Origin of the sequence: Rhodococcus sp. WS1, assembly GCF_003797745.1 — a bacterium.
GTDB lineage: Bacteria > Actinomycetota > Actinomycetes > Mycobacteriales > Mycobacteriaceae > Rhodococcus_F > Rhodococcus_F erythropolis.
On record NZ_RKLZ01000002.1, the window covers coordinates 480,835 to 498,301 of the forward strand.

At 60.7% G+C, this 17,467-nt stretch carries 16 protein-coding genes; 8 read left to right on the forward strand and 8 right to left on the reverse strand.

The window, feature by feature from the left end:
• Nucleotides 1-54: 54 nt before the first annotated feature.
• Together EEB12_RS14765 and EEB12_RS14770 are read left to right on the forward strand one after the other, a co-directional pair.
• Entirely contained in the window at nt 55-1,293 is a 1,239-nt protein-coding gene (locus EEB12_RS14765) for an HNH endonuclease signature motif containing protein (RefSeq protein WP_141488015.1), read from the forward strand.
• Between the two features lie 144 nt (nt 1,294-1,437).
• Nucleotides 1,438-2,253, forward strand: a complete 816-nt coding sequence (locus tag EEB12_RS14770) for a siderophore-interacting protein (protein WP_141488016.1) — start codon at nt 1,438-1,440, stop codon at nt 2,251-2,253.
• A gap of 9 nt (nt 2,254-2,262) precedes the next feature.
• On the opposite strand, the gene EEB12_RS30845 is transcribed toward EEB12_RS14770, so the two are convergent.
• Complete coding sequence (locus EEB12_RS30845; protein WP_242459737.1) at nt 2,263-2,667, reverse strand: hypothetical protein; 405 nt, start codon at nt 2,665-2,667, stop codon at nt 2,263-2,265.
• 115 nt (nt 2,668-2,782) lie between these two features.
• Between EEB12_RS30845 and EEB12_RS14785 the strand changes: the two genes are divergently transcribed.
• Complete coding sequence (locus EEB12_RS14785) at nt 2,783-3,763, forward strand: proline dehydrogenase family protein (RefSeq protein WP_141488017.1); 981 nt, start codon at nt 2,783-2,785, stop codon at nt 3,761-3,763.
• On the opposite strand, the gene EEB12_RS14790 is transcribed toward EEB12_RS14785, so the two are convergent.
• From EEB12_RS14790 to EEB12_RS14805, 4 genes are all read right to left on the reverse strand, one after another.
• Nucleotides 3,720-4,178 (reverse strand): VOC family protein, encoded by a 459-nt coding sequence (locus EEB12_RS14790; RefSeq protein WP_256065320.1) that lies wholly within the window; start codon nt 4,176-4,178, stop codon nt 3,720-3,722. The two genes, EEB12_RS14785 and EEB12_RS14790, sit on opposite strands and share 44 nt — an antisense overlap.
• A 102-nt stretch (nt 4,179-4,280) precedes the next feature.
• Nucleotides 4,281-5,681: a dihydrolipoyl dehydrogenase gene (lpdA, locus tag EEB12_RS14795; RefSeq protein WP_141488018.1), complete on the reverse strand. Its 1,401-nt coding sequence runs from the start codon at nt 5,679-5,681 to the stop codon at nt 4,281-4,283.
• A gap of 32 nt (nt 5,682-5,713) precedes the next feature.
• Nucleotides 5,714-6,991, reverse strand: a complete 1,278-nt coding sequence (locus tag EEB12_RS14800; protein WP_141488019.1) for a dihydrolipoamide acetyltransferase family protein — start codon at nt 6,989-6,991, stop codon at nt 5,714-5,716.
• A gap of 62 nt (nt 6,992-7,053) precedes the next feature.
• The gene (locus EEB12_RS14805; RefSeq protein ID WP_029537334.1) at nt 7,054-9,234 is read right to left on the reverse strand and encodes a thiamine pyrophosphate-dependent enzyme; all 2,181 of its coding nucleotides are present in this window, start codon (nt 9,232-9,234) and stop codon (nt 7,054-7,056) included.
• A gap of 396 nt (nt 9,235-9,630) precedes the next feature.
• Between EEB12_RS14805 and EEB12_RS14810 the strand changes: the two genes are divergently transcribed.
• Genes EEB12_RS14810 through EEB12_RS14820 form a run of 3 tightly spaced genes read left to right on the forward strand, consistent with a single transcriptional unit; the run spans nt 9,631 to nt 12,564 of the window.
• Entirely contained in the window at nt 9,631-10,389 is a 759-nt protein-coding gene (locus EEB12_RS14810) for a GntR family transcriptional regulator (RefSeq protein WP_258537323.1), read from the forward strand.
• Between the two features lie 15 nt (nt 10,390-10,404).
• Nucleotides 10,405-11,142 (forward strand): SDR family NAD(P)-dependent oxidoreductase, encoded by a 738-nt coding sequence (locus EEB12_RS14815; protein ID WP_019746288.1) that lies wholly within the window; start codon nt 10,405-10,407, stop codon nt 11,140-11,142.
• Between the two features lie 60 nt (nt 11,143-11,202).
• Nucleotides 11,203-12,564, forward strand: a complete 1,362-nt coding sequence (locus EEB12_RS14820; protein ID WP_019746287.1) for an MFS transporter — start codon at nt 11,203-11,205, stop codon at nt 12,562-12,564.
• A 55-nt stretch (nt 12,565-12,619) separates the two neighbouring features.
• Here the strand turns inward: EEB12_RS14820 and EEB12_RS14825 are convergent, their stop codons facing one another.
• The 3 genes from EEB12_RS14825 to EEB12_RS14835 all read right to left on the reverse strand — a co-directional run bounded on the left by EEB12_RS14825 (nt 12,620) and on the right by EEB12_RS14835 (nt 16,015).
• A complete protein-coding gene (locus EEB12_RS14825; protein ID WP_019746286.1) occupies nt 12,620-13,063 on the reverse strand; it encodes an SRPBCC family protein in 444 nt (147 codons plus the stop codon).
• Between the two features lie 3 nt (nt 13,064-13,066).
• Nucleotides 13,067-14,620, reverse strand: a complete 1,554-nt coding sequence (locus EEB12_RS14830) for a succinic semialdehyde dehydrogenase (protein WP_141488020.1) — start codon at nt 14,618-14,620, stop codon at nt 13,067-13,069.
• A 78-nt stretch (nt 14,621-14,698) separates the two neighbouring features.
• Nucleotides 14,699-16,015, reverse strand: coding sequence for an MFS transporter (locus EEB12_RS14835; protein ID WP_141488021.1), 1,317 nt, complete (start codon nt 16,013-16,015; stop codon nt 14,699-14,701).
• A 71-nt stretch (nt 16,016-16,086) separates the two neighbouring features.
• Here EEB12_RS14835 and EEB12_RS14840 point away from each other — a divergent pair, with 71 nt between their 5' ends.
• Together EEB12_RS14840 and EEB12_RS14845 are read left to right on the forward strand one after the other, a co-directional pair.
• Nucleotides 16,087-17,058: a GlxA family transcriptional regulator gene (locus EEB12_RS14840; protein WP_133728244.1), complete on the forward strand. Its 972-nt coding sequence runs from the start codon at nt 16,087-16,089 to the stop codon at nt 17,056-17,058.
• A 30-nt stretch (nt 17,059-17,088) separates the two neighbouring features.
• Nucleotides 17,089-17,466 (forward strand): DUF5313 family protein, encoded by a 378-nt coding sequence (locus EEB12_RS14845; protein ID WP_003943558.1) that lies wholly within the window; start codon nt 17,089-17,091, stop codon nt 17,464-17,466.
• Nucleotide 17,467: the final 1 nt, after the last annotated feature.

The following is a 17,467-nucleotide window of genomic DNA, read 5'->3' on the forward strand; positions in this document are numbered from 1 at the left end:
ATTTTCGCTTGCAATTCTCTTGTGTTCGAAACTTTGTTCGATTAAGCTTTCGGCATGGACAGTCGGGATGCGTGGCAGCTGGATGGCGAGGACCTCAAGAGTGAGGTTCTGGATCTGGTGCGTGTCCGGCACGAGTTGCAGTCGCGGATGGTGTTGCTGATCGTGGAGATGTTTTCCCGTGAGGTTCTCGGTGGGAAGGGTTTTCGGTCGATCGCGCAGTGGTTGCATGGTTCGACGAATCTGGAGATCGGTGAGTGCAGTCTGCTGGTCGGGTTGGCGCGGTTGTTGATGCTCGAACCCGTTGTGGGCGATGCGTTTCATCGTGGGGATGTGGATGCGTTGAAAGCCCGTCAGGTGGCGTCGTTCTGTCAGCATCCGCCGAAGAACATGACCCTGGCGGATGTGGACAAGGCCCGCGGGATTCTGTTGGGGTTGGCGTCGAAGAACATTGCCGATTGTGATGCGGTGCGGGCGGCGATCCGGCGGATCGAGAAGCAGTACGGCAAGCGTGAGGACGGTGTTCCGGTCGGGGAAGATTCGGAGCGCAACGAGTTCTACGCCTCGAAAGGCTTGTACGGGCGTGTGTCTGTGAAGGGTGACTTGGATGCTGTGAACGGGGCCCGTCTGATCACGTTGTTGTCGAGTCTGTCGGCTCCGACGCCGGAGAAGGACGGCGTGAAGGACACCCGTACTCCTGCATTACGGCGGGCGGACGGGTTTTGCGAGTTGTTGCGCCGGTATGAGCGGGCGGGGTTGGGTCCGATCGAGGGCGGCGTGAAACCACACATCACGGTCACCGCATCGGCGAAAGACATGACGGACCTGCAGGCGTTGAAAGACCTCCTGCCGTCGACGGAGGAACTCGGGTTCGCATGGACGGACTGGGTAGGTCCGATCAGTATCGACACTGCCCGGATGCTGGCGTGCGACTGCACCGTGACGCGGATCTTGTTGGACGAGAATGGTGTTCCGCTCGACTGCGGCAAGGAAGCGAGAACAGCAACGGTGCCGCAGCGGCGGGCGTTGGCGGTTCGGGATGGTGGGTGTGCGTTTCCGGGGTGCGGGACTCCGTCGGGGTGGTGCGATGCTCACCATATCGTTCACTGGAACGATGGTGGCCCAACAGATCTCGACAATCTGATCTTGTTGTGTGGTCATCATCATCGGACGCTGCACCACACCGAATGGCGGGTCGAGATCGGCCCGGATCGGAAGACGGTGTTCTATCCGCCGATGTCGATCGATCCGTATCAGCAGCCGATCGGCGGGAACAGCCCACCGACAGCCGCCTGAACGGGCATAACTGAAAATGCCAGCGTATGCACCGGGGAAGAACCATGCCTCGGGGCATACGCTGGCATTTTCGGTTGCGCTCGATGTCCGTCTTGCGACAGCATCTGTCTCCACTTCGACACGCAGGACCAATAGGGTCGAGGAATGTCTTTCTGCGAACCCGCCCGCGTTGTCACCGTCACGTCCCTGACCCCGCACATGCGGCGAATCAGCATCGAGGCAGAAGGCGACTGGCACTGGCCGACCGGCGGACAAGGCGACGAGCGCATCGATATCGCGTTCCCGAAACCCGGTGAAACAGAAGCAGATTACGACTACTTCAACAATCCCGACTACGGCAAGGCCGATCTCGGAACCGAGCCACCGTGGCGGCACTACACCGTGCGCAAGGTGCACGACGGCGGCCGACGTCTGGACATCGACTTCGTCGTGCACCCTGGCGGTATTGCAGCGGATTGGGCCCTGCGGGCCGAACCAGGTCACCTACTAGGCGTCTTCTGGTCGGACAGTTCGCGGTCCCACTACCAAGCACCGGCGGGTCCTCGCTGGCAGCTGCTGGTCGCAGACGCCACGGGTCTCCCCGGACTGGGCAGGATTGTCGAAGAACTTCGAGAGAGCGATGTCGCACAGGCGATCATCGAGGTCGAAACCGAAGAGGATCGACAGGAATTTGTCACTCGCGGCGACGTCACGTACACGTGGCTCGTGGGGAGTGGCCTCGGAAAGGCGCCGAGCGCGCTGTTCGAGGCTGTGGAGAAGATCGAGTTTCCCGAATCCGAATCGGCCGACATCTACGCGTGGGTGGCGTGCGAAAGCGCAACCAGCCGTCGTATTCGTAAGCATCTGAGGGAAGTTCGAGGAATTGCTCGCGACAAGCACAATGTTGTCGGGTACTGGCGAGAGGGCGCCGACGGCCACGTTTCCGGCATGAACAGCGAGGAAGTCACCGTCGGCGCCTGAGCGCCGTGATCACTCTGCCGGCAGTGTGTCGGTAGATTCTGCGTGAGCCTGCTGCACGTCAGCCGGCTTTTCCGCGAGCATCTCGAACAGTGCACGGCGTGCCTCGGCAAGAATTGCCTCTGCCTTGGCGACCTGCTCAGCGGTCCCACCTGCGGCTACCGCGACAGCGGCACCTCGGAGTAGACCCATCGCGGGACGGAGCGCTGCGCCGGCTTCACCGAAGTGAGGGCGGCCGTGTCCGCGCTGACCTTCGCGACCGCGTCGGCCTTCGGGGCGTCCTTCTGCTCGGTCTTCGAAGCGACCCTCGGGGCGCTCTCCATCGAATCCTCGACGGAAACCGTGTCCACGATGCGGGCCTCGGCGGCCATGCTCGCGACGTTCTTGCATTTCTGGGTTGTTGTGTGGGGCGTACATGTTGTCCTCCTGGACTGTCTGTGTTTGTTTGACGTATCGACGATATATCGACAATAGATCGAACGCAAGGGTCCGGAGAATAATTCCCGCACCCTCGTCCGGATACGCTGAAGCCGTGAACACGGATCTACAAGCCCAGGCCGCAGACGTCCTACGCCGCCTCGCACTCGACGAATCCCTGAAAGAACGCACCATGGCGGACGCTGCGACTGCAGCACTCGCACGGAAAGTCGCCGCTCGCTACATCGGCGGCGAAACCATCGACGACGCTTTCGACCGCCTCCCCTCGATCTTCGCGCGAGGACACAAGGCGAGCATCGAATACACCGGGGAAAGCGTCCGGGATCCCGAGCTCGCGAACGCCGAAACCGATGTTTTCGTGGAACTCGCGGAACGAATCGGCACGTCGGGTGTCGAGAGCACCGTGTCGTTCGACCTCTCGCACATCGGCTTGGTAATCGATCCGGAGCAGTGCTTTCGCAATGTCGTGCGCCTGGCCGAGGCCACGGAACGCGCAGGTGCCGAGCTGATCATCTCCGCCGAAGCGTCCGATCGCACCGACCTGGTCCTCGACATGCACGCGCGGCTGGCCGAGCGCTTCACTCACGTGGGGATCACTGTTCAGGCCCGACTGCACCGGACCGCAAAGGATCTCGCCGCTCTGCTGGACCGACCCGGCCGCATCCGTCTCGTGAAGGGCGCCTTCCTCGAAGCCGAATCCGTCGCCTACCCGAGCGGTAGTGCCGAACTGCGCAGCGCGTATCTCGACTACGCTGCCCGAATCGTCGAATCGGGTCACCAGGTTTCCATCGCGACGCATGACCGCGACATCCTCGAAGCATTACGTGCCGAGCATGATTCGAAGCTCAGAGGCGAGCACGTCGAGTTCGAGATGCTGCTCGGTCTCGGTACCGAGCAACTGGACGCACTCCGAGCCGCGGGCTTCACCACACGCGAATACGTCATCTTCGGAACACAGTGGTGGCTGTACGTACTCAATCGCATCGCCGAAGAGCCGGAGCGTGTCTACACCGCGCTCATCGACGCGGCTTCTACAGAACCTCGGATGGTCGTCGGATCGATGGAACCTCGATGAGCTCGACAATCGCGCCGACCGAATCCTGAGTGTCGTAGTACGCAAAACCTCCGTCCCCGTTCGCCCCATAGCCGTACCCCGACTGAATCAAATCGACGTCGTGTTCCGCCATTTCGATCATCGCGTCCTTGATCGACGGGACGACAAAACCCAGATGGTGCAATCCGAAACCGTGACGCGATTGCCATTCGTGGTACGAGCTGGGGCCTTCGAGGAGTTCGATCAGCTCGATTTGGGGACCGACACCGACAAAAGCCAAGCGCATGCCGAACCGTCCTTCCTCACCTCGGTAGCTCAACTCCGGAACGTTGTCGGGCCCATACGTGTAGATCGACCAATCGTCTCGGCCGAGAATGCCGCTCCACAGCGCAACGGCCGATTCCAGATCAGGCACAATCATGGCGATCTGTGCCACGGCGTTTCCCCGCAGAGGCTCAGGGAGCGAGTCTGCCTTGACGCCTATCACTTGCCACTCCTCGTTCGGTTCGGTTATCGGACCAATTCAACAGCAGTCCGTTCACAGATTGACCATGTGTCCGGCAAGCCCGTGGAAAGCCTCCTGCAGCGCCTCACTCAGTGTCGGGTGAGCGTGAACGTTGCGTACGAGGTCTTCAACTGTCAGTTCGAATTTCTGAGCGAGCGTCAGCTCTGGCAATAACTCGGTCACTTCCGGTCCGATCAGATGTCCACCGAGCAACTCACCGTACGTATCGTCGCTGATCAGCTTCACGAACCCGACAGCATCCCCTAGACCATGCGCCTTGCCGTTGGCACTGAACGGAAAGGTAGCCACCTTGACATCCCAGCCCATGGTGTCGGCCTTGTCCCTCGCTTGCTGCTCCGTCCATCCGAAGCTGGCAACTTGGGGTTGGCAGAAAGTTGCGCGGGGAATCATTGGGTAGTCGACAGGGACGGTGTCTACGCAGGCAATCGTCTCAGCCGCGACCACGCCCTGGGCCTCTGCGACGTGAGCGAGCATCAACTGTGCGGTGACGTCGCCGATTGCGAAGATTCCGGGCACTGAAGTACGCATGTACTCGTCGACCATCACGGCTCCTCGCTCGGTCAGTTCGACGCCTGTCGTCTCGAGGCCGTAGCCGTCGGTCCGCGGAACAAATCCGATCGCTTGGATCACCTTGTCCGTGAGCAGCGTTCGCGCCTCGCCACCCTGCCTCACTACTACCTTGACCTGGCCACCCGAACCGACGATCTCCTCCACCCCAGTGGAAACCAGAATCGTGATCCCGGATTTCTTGTATCGCTTCGACAGTTCGGCAGATACATCCGCATCTTCCAGCGGAAGGATCCGCTCTGCGTACTCGACCAGCGTGACGTCAACTCCGAAACTGTTCAGGACATAGGCGAATTCCACACCGATCGCTCCTGCACCGGCGATGACCACGCTCTTCGGCAGCTCGCGAGTGAGAATCTGCTCCTCATACGTGACTACATTGTCGCTGCGAGTCGTGCCTGGAAGTAGCCGTGGCTCTGCTCCACTGGCGATAATCACGTTGTTGAAAGTTATCGTCGCGGAATCAACCCCCGATACCTCGAGGGTATTCGGTCCACGAAATACGCCGCGACCGTTGTACTGCCGAATACCGTTCTTCTTCATCAGGTAATTGACGCCCTTGGTTCGGCCGTCCGCAACAGATCGACTGCGGTCGAACGCAACCCCGAAGTCAACCGAAGTGACACCTTCGATTCCGAACATCGAGGCTCCGTCGGTCACCAGGTGCGCAATCTCCGCGTGCCGTAGCAGTGCCTTCGACGGAATGCATCCGACGTTCAGACATACGCCACCCCAGTACTTTTCCTCGACCACAGCAGTGGAGAGCCCCAACTGCGCGGCCCTGATGGCCGCAACGTAGCCACCGGGCCCAGCTCCGAGTACGACCACGTCGTAGTGTGAATTCATACCTGTGCCTCCCACTTTCTCGCGATGTCTGCTCAGCCGAAGATCTGGATCGGGTTCTCGAGAACTGTGGTGAAATGCTTCATCCACTTCGCGGCGATCGCCCCGTCGATCGGACGATGATCAACCGAGAGAATCACTCGTAGGACCGTCCCGACCTCCAGCCGTCCCGCCACGACAACGGGCTGCTCGGTCGCTGCTCCAATTGCAAGAATCGACGATTGAGGAGGGTTGATTATGGCCGAAAATTCCTCGACCCCGAACATCCCGAGGTTCGAGATCGTCGTCGACCCACCTTCGAGTTCGTCCTGCCGAATCTTCCCTGCACCTGCTCTCGCTACTAAATCTTTTGTAGCGCTAGCAATTTCGGAAATGGACATGGCGTCGACCCCGCGCAGAACGGGAGTAAGCAACCCGCGATCGGAATCTATCGCGATCGAAATATCCACCTTGGCAAAGGTTCTCACTGCGTCTTCGACCCAGATCGAGTTCATCTCCGGCACCAGCGTATGCGCCTTCGCCATCGCTTTGATCAACAGATCGTTGACCGACACCTTGGAAGCGCTGACTTCGTTGAGCTGCATGCGCGCCTCCAGCAACGCATCGACCCGAGCAGAACCAGAGATGTAGAAATGGGGCTGTGTCTGCTTACTCGATGTCAGCCGAGCAGCAATTGCACGCCGAAGTCTCGTGTGCGGTGTGTCCGTGAAGGCAGAGCCATGGCCCTTGACACCAGCGTCCTTGACACCAACATCTTTCACTGCGACGGCCTGTGCCGAAGCGCCCTTTACTGCTATTGCGGCATCGACATCGTTACGTACGACGCGTCCGTTCGGGCCCGATCCCACGATGTCACCGAGGTTCAGCCCTGCCGATTCCGCTAGGCGTCGCGCCAAGGGACTCGCGAAAATTCGCGGCGCCCTCTCATCGGCCACTTTCTCGCCCGGCACGGTCGGAGACGACGTACCGTCGGGTTCGTCTACAGCATTGGATGTTTCAGGCTTGGCAGAGCACCCATGGGCATCACGGACCCCGAGCTCGGCCAGCAATGCCGCAATATCCTTCACGACTTCGCCCCGATCAGCGAGGACGGCGATCGGTGCACCGACCTCGACGGATGTCCCTGGTTCGACGAATGTGTGTACAAGTACACCCGCGGACTCGGCCTCGATCTCAACCGTCGCTTTGTCCGTTTCGAGAACGGCCAACGGTTCGTCGACATCGAATTCCGAATCGACAGCAAGCGGCCACTCGGAGAGGATTACGGTGGTAGCTCCGGCTGCCACCTCTGGCATGCGCAGTAATGTCGCCATGGCGGTTGATTGCTCCTAGAGAATTTCTGCCGATGAGGGTAAGTGGGTTCGGTTCGGTCGCTTCACGATCGAGTGATCCTCTTCAACGCTTCGACCACTTCATCCGTCTGTGCAATTGCCGCACGTTCGAGCACTTTGCTGATGCTCGGCGATGCCTCAGACCCCGTCACTCGCTGGATGGGCTGATCAAGCCAATCGAAGAATCGGCGCTGGATTTCATCACTGAGCCAGCCGCCGTATGACGTTCCGTATGCTCCTTGCTCAGCGATGACCACGTTGTTGGTCTTTCTGATGCTTTCGCCAATGGTGTCCCAGTCGATACTCGCTTGGTCGAGCCAACGGAGATCGATGACCTCGGCATCGACTGTCCCGATTTCATCCACTGCCTCGAGGCAATGCCCCACCATCGACAGGTAGGAAATGATCGTGAGATCGCTTCCGCGCCGACGCACTGCGGCCTTCCCGACCGGCAGGAAGTAGTCGTAGTCATCGGTCGGCGCCTGGCCGCTCGTGCCATATAGGTCTACGTGCTCGATGACCACCACCGGGTCGTTGCATTGCAAAGCGCTGTTCATCAAGCCGATGTAGTCGTACGGCGTGGACGGTGCGACGATGCGCCATCCCGGGGCAGTTGCAAACACGCCGGCAGGGTCCATGGAATGTTGCGAGCCGTAGCCGGTCCCCATAGCGACCTTGCTGCGCAATACGAATGGAACGTTGCTGTCCCCTCCGAACATATGTCGCGCCTTTCCGATCTGATTGAAGATCTGGTCGGCTGCCACCCACATGAAATCGGCGTACATGAATTCGACGACTGGTTTGTACCGTCCGTCCAAGGCGATTCCGCCACCGAGGCCTGCGAACGCATTCTCACTGATCGGAGTGCCGAGCACTCTGCCCGGGTATCGATCAGCCAATCCTTTTGTAGCGCCGTTCGTTCCGCCCTTCAAGCGATGAATATCCTCACCCATCACGACGATGGAGTTGTCGGCGTCCATGCGACGGTCCATCACCTCCGCCACGACGTCGATGAACTTCCGATCGACCATCTCACCGGCGAACTCCTCTGGCTCGACGAATCGGGCACCCCCGAACTCACTGAGATCACCACGTATCCCGACATCGACGAAGTTCACATCCGGCCATTCCGATGCCTTGATTCTGGCCTCACCAGGCTTGCCCCCTGGCACTGTTTCCAGCAGCTCGCCACCGATCTCCTGCATTACTCGGGAGGCTTGCGCGACCGCCTTGGCTACGTCGGCTTCCGTCAGCAGCTTCCGACGGACTACTTGATCGGTGAGCAGACGAAGCGGATCGCGCTTTTTCCAGGCCTTTTCTTCGTCCTTCGTGCGATAGCCGAAAGCGCTGCCCGGGAATGGACCGTTCTGGTGAAAGAAGCGGTAGACATCAGCTTCGATGATCGTCGGGCCCTTACCCGAACGCATATGGGTGAGGGCCTCCTGCATCGCGAGGTGGACCGCAAGCGGGTCCATACCGTCAACCTTCCAACTAGGAATGTTGAACCCGAGCCCGCGTGCCGACAATCGCGGTTCACCGGTCGCTTCCGCGACATGTGTGGAAACCGCATATTGGTTGTTCTCGATGAAGAAGCAGATCGGAAGATCCCAGGCTGCTGCCAGATTGAACGATTCGAGTACCGAACCGATGTTGACCGCGCCATCACCGAAATAGGTAACTGCGACGGCATCGGTTCCTGCCTGACGGTGCGCCCAGGCAAACCCTGCAGCTTGCGGTACCCCGCCTCCGACGATCGCATTCGTACCCATCGCGCCGGCTTCTTTCCACTGCAGGTGCATGGACCCGCCACGACCACGGCAGTAGCCGCGCGACAGACCACAGATCTCTGCGAGGCTGCGGGTCAGTACGGTACGGACCTCTGGCGAGAGTTCAGCGGTCGGATCCAAACCGTCGACAGCCACATGGGCCAGCGCCTTGGCAAGGAACTGATGATGTCCGCGGTGGGAACCGTTGATGGAGTCAGCGGATGTGAGGCCGACGATCGACCCCACAGCCCCACCCTCTTGTCCGATGCTGGAGTGGGCCGGACCGTGGATCAGTCCCTTCCCCGCCAACTCCAGGACGTATTCCTCGAAGGATCGGATCAAGATCGTCTGAGCCAGCATTGTGGCGAGAAGCGACGGGGCGGCCGCATCCCAGTCCTTGTTCGATGTTGCCAGTTCCACCCATGGTGATGCTGCGGTGAGTTTCTTGTGCGTGGTCATAGTCAGTCTCCGGATCAGGCCTTTGGACGGCCAAGCTTTGGCAGCGCGTCTGGACAGCGCGGAGGGACTCGCGCGGGGCGGTCCACTTTCCGTGTTGGGCCTCACATTGCCATCGAATGGATCCATTCGCAAACCCGACCAGGTCTCTATCGGAAGCAAATGTGGCCTGCCCCACTTGACGAACTGGTGCAACACCGCGCAACATACGAGCTGTGAGTTTTGTCCGGCATGCAAACTTAAACGATTGGATCCAAAGCGGTGAAGCATTCAAGCCAGATCGCGACCGCGGTCAAACATGCAAACAGGCACAATTGGATCCAATCCGCGACACGGATCATCCCGAACACCATCACGCATGTCCGCAGTGAACAATGAACTCCGGCACCCGCTCGATCCGTGGCCGAGCAGAACTGCGCCCGTCCCCCATCTCGAGGAGCACCGTTGTCCGAAGCCGATTCTGCGAACGGCCCCACCACGGTCGCGAGCCACCGCATCGCTGCCCATATCCGCGAAGACATACTTTCCGGACGCCTACTCCCTGGAGTTCGAATCCGCCAGGAGGAGATAGCCGAACGACTCGGCGCGAGTCGACTACCGGTGCGAGAAGCGCTGCGCATGCTCGAATCCGAAGGCCTGGTCGAACTGAAGGCGAACAGCGGCGCGTGGGTGTCCTCGATGGATATGCAGGAATGCGATTTCGTGTATCGCATTCGCGAACGTATCGAGCCCATGGCGCTGGCGGAGAGCATCCCGCATCTGAACAGCAGTGTGCATGATCGACTCTGGAGTATCCAGGAAGAGATCGAAGCCAACGAGGACGTAGACCGATTCCTGGTACTGGACCGGGAGTTGCATCTACTCACTTACAGCGGTTGCGAGATTCCTCAGTTGATAACTATGGTGACGCGGTTTTGGAATACCACTCAGCATTACCGTCGGGCATATGCCCGGCTGACGGGTCCCGAACGAACCTGGGTCATCAACTACGAGCATCGCTTACTGATCGAAGCCATCGTGCGCAAAGACGAGATCGATGCCGAACGGTGCCTGACCGGCCACATACGAAGAACCAGAACCGAATTAACCAAGCATCCCGAACTTTTCGACAGCACCCATCCTGATTCTTCGCCGGGAGGTTCGTCGAAAGTGCGCTGATCAAAGGAAAGCGACTTGTACGACTTCACCGATCGCACCATTGCAATATCCGGAGCCGCAGGAGGAATTGCCAGGCAGGTATCCGAGCAGATGTACGCAGCAGGGGCGAATCTGGTACTCGGCGACCTGGATACACAAGCACTCTCCGCGATCAGAGCTTCCCTGGATCCTGACGGAAATCGTATAGCGACAACCGAACTCGATGCTGCTTCACCTGAAAGCAATGATCACTTCGTTGCGGTTGCGCAAAGGCATTTCGGGGGGATCGACCATCTGATCGTCGCTGCGGGGATCTATCCCGAACAGTCAGTGGAGTTGATGACCGACCAGCAATGGCGAACGGTCATGTCCGTCAACCTCGACGGGGCAATGTATTTGACACGCGCCGCCATTCCGGTGATGCGTGACGGCAGCTCGATCGTCAATCTGACATCCATGGCAGGCCATCGCGGCAGTCGAAATCACGCTCACTACGCGGCGTCAAAAGGTGGACTACTCGCTTTCACTCGCAGTCTCGCTTGGGAACTGGGCGGATCGATCCGAGTCAATGCAGTATCGCCCGGCATCATCGAAACACCGATGACTGCAAATTTGGTCAACAGCCAAAACGACCACCTCATCCGTTCGACGCCGATGGGCCGATTCGGCCGCGCCGCCGAGGTTGCTTCCGTGGTCGGGTTCTTGTGCAGTCCAGCCGCGAGTTTCGTGCACGGCGAAGTGATTCATGTGAACGGCGGACTCCATATGGGCTGAACGCCCATATCCAGCGAACTTGTTGAACGACAAACATACTGACATCTCGAGAAGGCTCACATGAACAGCTCTGCACCTCCGGAACAAACCCCCGCACTAGATCGCGCCCGTTCGCTCCGGGCAGCCGTGTCCGGAAACATCCTCGAATGGTTCGATTGGACTCTGTACGCAATCTTCTCCACATACCTGGCCTCGAACTTCTTCGATGACAGCGATCCCACTTCTGCCCTGCTGTCGACACTTGCGGTGTTCGCAGTCGGATTCGTGGCGCGGCCGTTCGGTGGCCTTGTCTTCGGGCGCCTGGCGGACCGCAAGGGTCGAAAATTCACGATGGTGCTCACGATGTGCCTGATGGCCGTTGCAAGCCTGGCAATTGCATTGATCCCGAGCTACGAGAGCATTGGGGTGTGGGCGTCGCTCGCGCTCTTGATTGCACGTCTGACGCAGGGCCTCGCGCATGGAGGGGAGGCCGGCGTGTCCTACACCTACGTCGGTGAGATCTCGCCTCGAGATCGCCGAGGGCTCTGGGGCAGTTCGGTATTCACGGCTGTCACCTTCGGAGTAATGCTGGCGACTCTCGTCGCAGCATTGTTGACGGGGATCCTCGGAAAAGACGACATGAGCAGATACGGATGGCGAATTGCTTTCGCCATCGGGGCCGTACTCGGTCTCTACGCATTGTTCTTGCGTCGTGCAGCATCCGAATCGCCTCACTTCGAAGAGAATTCGGATTCTGCAGCTACGGCACCTCCGATCGCACGAAAGGACATTGTCAAGATCGGTGTGCTGATTCTCATGCTGTCTGCGGGGCAGAACGCGGCCTACTACACTTGGGCCACCTTCGCGTCAGCGTATGCAATTTCAGCGAAGGGAATGGATCCCAACGGAGCCTTCATTGCAAGCTTGCTTGCCCAACTCGTTGTGCTGGCACTACTTCCACTCTCGGGTCACCTCTCGGACAAGTACGGTCGGCGTACCATGGCGGCAGCCTTCGGCATTTCCGGCGCTGTCCTCGTACTGCCGATCGCGGCTATCCTTACCGCCCAGCCGTGGACCTTGTTCGTGACGCAGGCGATGGGATTGGCGGTATGGTGCTGCGCGTCCGCGATGTATCCGGCGCTCATGTCCGAACTCGTCCCGACCCGTGCACGCGCGATGGGAGTCGGCTTCGCTACCTCGCTGTCCGTTGCGATCTTCGGCGGTACTGCGCCATACCTGAACACCTGGTTGACCTCGCGAGATCTCGGATGGGTGTTCTCTGTGTACGTCGGAGCACTGTGCCTGCTCTCCCTTATTGCCGCCTTGATCATGAAGGAGACCAAGGGAATCGACCTCCGTACGGTCGGCATGCCTTTCCGCAATGCCGGCAAGAACGAGAATCGGGTGTCGACTTCCGACATCGGCGAGCTGTCGAACAGATAGAGACAAAACAGTGGGGCTGCACTCGAATCGAGTGCAGCCCCACTTGTGTATGTTTCTAGCTCTCCAGAAACGCCTTGATGCGCGCCAGAGTGGTTTCCATTCCGGTCTGCATCAGCTGATCTCGACCCCGACCGAGTAGGCCGCTACCCGACATCATGCGGACGTAAAGCGCAGGCGTCGCATAGATTTCACGAGTCTCGGTAAGCACGGTGCCCGTTCCCGAAGGCTCGAGCACGTACGTCCACCGAGCCTTCGGCTCGTCCGATTCGAAGGAGAACTTCCGGCAGTCGACCACGTCGACCACCGTGCAGTGCGTGCTCCACCGAATCAGGCCGTGCTTGTTGGTGCCCTTGAACTTTGCGCCCACGGTGCCCGGGGTTCCGGAAGTCCATGTTCCGCCGGTGTTTTCAGGGCTGAAGCGACCCATACCTTCGATGTCGCTGACAACCTTCCACACCGATACCGGAGTTGCCTCGATGTACGCGCTGGCGGTTTCCACCCGTTACCGGCCCGGAACCCAGGACATGATCTTGATGGCGTGAGGCATGAGCTTTGCCCACACCTTGGCCGGAAGTCCGCGCGGTCCACCGAGATTCATGACGCGGGTGGTGGCAACGGTCTGCGGCTCGGTGTACTTGATCAGCCCCTCGGCGCCGTGACGACGACCGACGCCCGAGACACCCATGCCGCCCATCGGTGCTGCGGTGCTGCCCCAGGTGGGTGCGTAACCCTCGTCGACGTTGACGGTGCCGGCGTGGATGCGCGCTGCGATAGCTTCGCCGGCAGCCTTGCTTCCCGCCCACACACTGGCGTTGAGGCCGTACTCGGTGTCGTTGGCCGCAGCGATGGCCTCTTCGACGTCCTTGACGGGGTAGATCGAGACGAGCGGCCCGAAGGTCTCGTCGCGGTAGCACTCTGCGTCTTCGGGAACCCCGGTGAGCAGGGTGGGCTCGTAGAACAGCGGTCCGATGTCCGGGCGGGCCTTGCCACCGGCAATGACGGTGGCGCCCTTGACCACTGCGTCGTCGACATGCGCGGAGATTGCCTTGACCTGGGCCTCGGAGACGAGGCTGCCCATCTCGATTCCGAATTCGTAACCAGCGGCGAGGTTCATCTTCTTGACGCGGTCACCGAACATACGGATGAACTCGGGTGCGATGGACTCTTCGACGTAGATGCGCTCGATGGAGATGCACAGCTGACCGGAGTTGGAGAAGCACGCACGCACAGCGGCGTCGGTGACCTCGCGCAGGTCTGCGCCGGCCGCGACGATCATCGGGTTCTTGCCACCGAGTTCGGCGGAGAAGCCGATCAGTCGGCGGCCGGCCTGCTCGGCGAGGAGCTGACCGGTCGCGGTGGAACCGGTGAACATGAGGTAGTCGGTGTTCTCGACCAACGCGGTGCCCACGACGGAGCCCGGTCCGGGAACCACGGCGAAGAGGTCGCGGGGCAGTCCCGCCTTGTAGAGCAGTTCGACGCAGGCGAGCGCGCAGTACGGCGTCTGGCTGTCCGGCTTGAGGACAACGGCATTGCCCGCGAGCAGCGCGGCGATGGCGTCGGACACGGCCAGCGTCATCGGGTAGTTCCACGGCGAGATGACGCCGACGACACCCTTCGGCTGGTAGCGGACGACGGTCTTCGTCAGACCCGGAAGCATGCCGGAGACGCGACGCGGACGCAGCAGCTTCGGAGCCACACGTGCGTAGTGACGCGACGTCATCGAGATGTCGAGGACTTCTTCCTGAGCTGCGGTACGCGACTTTCCGGTCTCGGCCTGAGCCATGTCCATGAGGGCGTCGCGGTTCTCCAGGATGAGATCGCGGTAGCGGTGGAAGACGGCAGCGCGGTCGAGGACGCAACGCTTGGCCCATTCCTTCTGGGCGACGCGCGCACGGGCGATGGCCGCAAGTGCGTCGTCGGCGGTGCCAACGGGGATGGTCGCCAGCTCCTTGCCGGTGAACACCTCGGTGATGGACTTCGTCGGGCGATCGGCAACATTGTCGATGGCGATCAGATCGGCGAGCCGCGAGAAGGTCGCAGCGGACGGAGCAGGCATTTCAGTACCCCTACTGGTGAGTAGTTCTTGGAGTTACACACAACTTACCCCGTCGGTGGTACCGATCACAGTGCCGAATCAGACAGAGTCAACCAATACTGCCTCTTTCGGACGTTTTGCGATCAACAACGACATGACTGCAGCGATCGCGCAGAGCGCGCCGGCCACCAAGAATGCAGCGTCGTACGAGCCGATCTGATCACGAACGAGGCCAGCCAAGAAGGCCACCAGACCTGCACCGATCTGGTGCGATGCCAGCACCCAACCGAACACGATGGGGGCATCGGCGCCGAAGTGTTGACGGCACAGCGCGACCGTCGGCGGAACCGTCGCCACCCAATCGAGCCCGTAGAAGATGACAAACGCGATCATCGGCGGATTCACGGTGTTGGCGAGCAGCAGCGGCAGGAAGAGCAGCGAGATTCCGCGGAAGAGGTAGTAGATGCCGAGAAGTTTTCGCGAGTCCATCCGGTCGGTGAACCAACCCGAAGCAATGGTGCCGACCATGTCGAGGATTCCGATCAACGCCAACAGGGACGCGGCCGTCGTGATCGGCATTCCGTGATCGTGCGACGCCGGGACGAAGTGCGTTCCGATCAGGCCGTTGGTGCTCGCGCCGCAGATCGCGAAGGTACCGGCGAGAAGCCAGAACACCTTGGTCTTCGACGCCATCACCAGCACCGAGATCGCCCGGCCTCCGGCGCCGCCGCGCTGGTAGACAGGCTTGGCGGGTGGGGCGTAATCGGCGGGCGCGCCGTACGGCGTCGTTCCCACGTCTGACGGATAGTTACGCAGGAACAGCAGAACGAACGGCACGACGGCCAGTGCGGCAAACGAAACTGTGAAGGCGACGCTCTTCCAGTCGTACGTTTCCGCGAGCTTCGCCAGGACGGGCAGGAACACCAGCTGACCGGCAGCACCACCGGCCGTCAGGATGCCGGTCACGAGACCACGCTTTTCGACGAACCAGCGATCGACGACGGTGGCGACAAACGCCAGCGCCATCGAACCCGTACCGAGGCCGACGAACACACCCCACAGCAGAATGAGCTGCCAACTCGAGGTCATGAAGATCGTGAGACCACTGCCGAGCGAGATGAGCGCCAACGCCGAGGTGACGACCGCCCGGATACCGAACCTTTCCATCAGGGCGGCGGCGAACGGCGAGGTCAGCCCGTACAGGATCAGGTTGACCGAGACGGCGGCCGAGATGCTGGCGCGCGACCACCCGAAATCCTCGTGCAGCGGATCGATCAGCACCGATGGGGCAGAGCGGAAGCTCGCCGCACCGACCAATGCCAGGAATGCCACGATCGCGACGGACCATGCGCGGTGAAAGCGCGGGGGGCTCACCTGCTGCGGGCCCGATTCGGGGAGAGCGGTCTCAGAAGTCACAGAGAGAATTCTGCAGTTCGGATTCGATCGAGAACAGTGGCCAGATTGCCAATATATGAAAGGATCGAGCCATGTCTGGTCCGCATCGCGTCGTCGTACTGGCTCTGAACGGAGTCATTCCCTTCGAACTCGGGATCCCCGCGCGCATCTTCGGGCGTGCCCTCGACGTCGAGGATCGGCCGCTGTACGAGATCCTGACGTGCACCGTCGACGGCAATCCCGTGCAGACCGACGCTGACTTCAGCATTTCGGTCGACCATGGGAGCGAGTTGCTCGCCACCGCCGACACCGTCGTCATCCCCGCGTCGTACGAATTGGGCCCGGCCTTCGACGAGGGTTATCTCTCCCCCGAATTGGCCGCAGCATTCGACCGCATCCGCCCGGGGACCCGGCTGGTCTCGATCTGCACCGGTTCGTACATCCTCGCCGCGGCCGGTTTGCTCGACGGACTCCGCGCCACGACGCATTGGCGCAACACCGACCATTTCCAGCGTGTCTATCCCAAGGTGAACGTGGATCCCGACGTGCTGTTCGTCGACGAAGGCCACATCCTGACCTCGGCCGGCGTGGCGTCAGGCGTCGATCTCTGTCTGCACATCGTCAGGCGCGACCACGGCATGGAAGTGGCGAACACCGTCGCGAGGCGTTGCGTCGTACCGCCGTGGCGCGACGGTGGCCAAGCGCAGTACATCCGCCGCCCACTGGCCGACAAGCCTTCGGAATCGACTGCCGACGCTCGGCACTGGGCCCTCGAACATCTCGGCGATCCGATCACGCTGGCAGACCTGGCGACGCGTGCCAACATGAGCGTCCGCACCTTCAGCCGTCGATTCCGCGACGAAGTCGGAACCACACCGAACCGCTGGCTGACCAGCAGACGCGTCGATCGGGCACGCGAGCTGCTGGAGGAATCCGATCTGTCGATCGATGCAATTGCAGCTCGAACCGGCTTCGGGACTGCGACATCGATGCGTCAACACATGAACGAAGCGCTCGGCGTTTCACCGAGCGCCTACCGACGCACGTTCAAGGCACCGGCGTAAGCGGCAGTACCAGGCACTATCCTGGAGGCCATGGCCGAACAGACTCGCCCGAACTTTCCCCAGTACTGCGGATACCTCCTGGGGAAGACGCTCCCCGACCGGTACCAGGACTGGGTGCGGAACGATCTGGTCGGACCGGGTGCACAGGCTCGCTACATCATTCGTTTCACCGTGCCGGCGACGCTGATTCTTCTGCTGTTCCTGTTGATTCCGGGACCGATCTGGATTCCCTTGGCCATGATGGCCTTGTTGCTCATCCCGCTCGCGTACTTCGTCGTGGCGCTCGGGACCATCTACCGCCGTCACCGCCTGCTGAGCCACGGACTCGATCCCGAATTGCTCGACGAGAAGGCCCAGCGCCGTGCCGATCGCACTCGCGAGGACTACGAGAAGCGGCACGGTCGCTGAG

Bases quoted from the DNA above. Each gene is read 5' to 3' on its own strand.
- EEB12_RS30845 (WP_242459737.1), bottom strand. From the start codon at position 2,667: ATGTACGCCCCACACAACAACCCAGAAATGCAAGAACGTCGCGAGCAT.
- EEB12_RS14820 (WP_019746287.1), top strand. From the start codon at position 11,203: ATGAACAGCTCTGCACCTCCGGAACAAACCCCCGCACTAGATCGCGCC.
- EEB12_RS14805 (WP_029537334.1), bottom strand. From the start codon at position 9,234: ATGACCACGCACAAGAAACTCACCGCAGCATCACCATGGGTGGAACTG.
- EEB12_RS14845 (WP_003943558.1), top strand. From the start codon at position 17,089: ATGGCCGAACAGACTCGCCCGAACTTTCCCCAGTACTGCGGATACCTC.
- EEB12_RS14840 (WP_133728244.1), top strand. From the start codon at position 16,087: ATGTCTGGTCCGCATCGCGTCGTCGTACTGGCTCTGAACGGAGTCATT.
- lpdA (WP_141488018.1), bottom strand. From the start codon at position 5,681: ATGAATTCACACTACGACGTGGTCGTACTCGGAGCTGGGCCCGGTGGC.
- EEB12_RS14770 (WP_141488016.1), top strand. From the start codon at position 1,438: ATGTCTTTCTGCGAACCCGCCCGCGTTGTCACCGTCACGTCCCTGACC.
- EEB12_RS14765 (WP_141488015.1), top strand. From the start codon at position 55: ATGGACAGTCGGGATGCGTGGCAGCTGGATGGCGAGGACCTCAAGAGT.
- EEB12_RS14830 (WP_141488020.1), bottom strand. From the start codon at position 14,620: ATGCCTGCTCCGTCCGCTGCGACCTTCTCGCGGCTCGCCGATCTGATC.
- EEB12_RS14800 (WP_141488019.1), bottom strand. From the start codon at position 6,991: ATGGCGACATTACTGCGCATGCCAGAGGTGGCAGCCGGAGCTACCACC.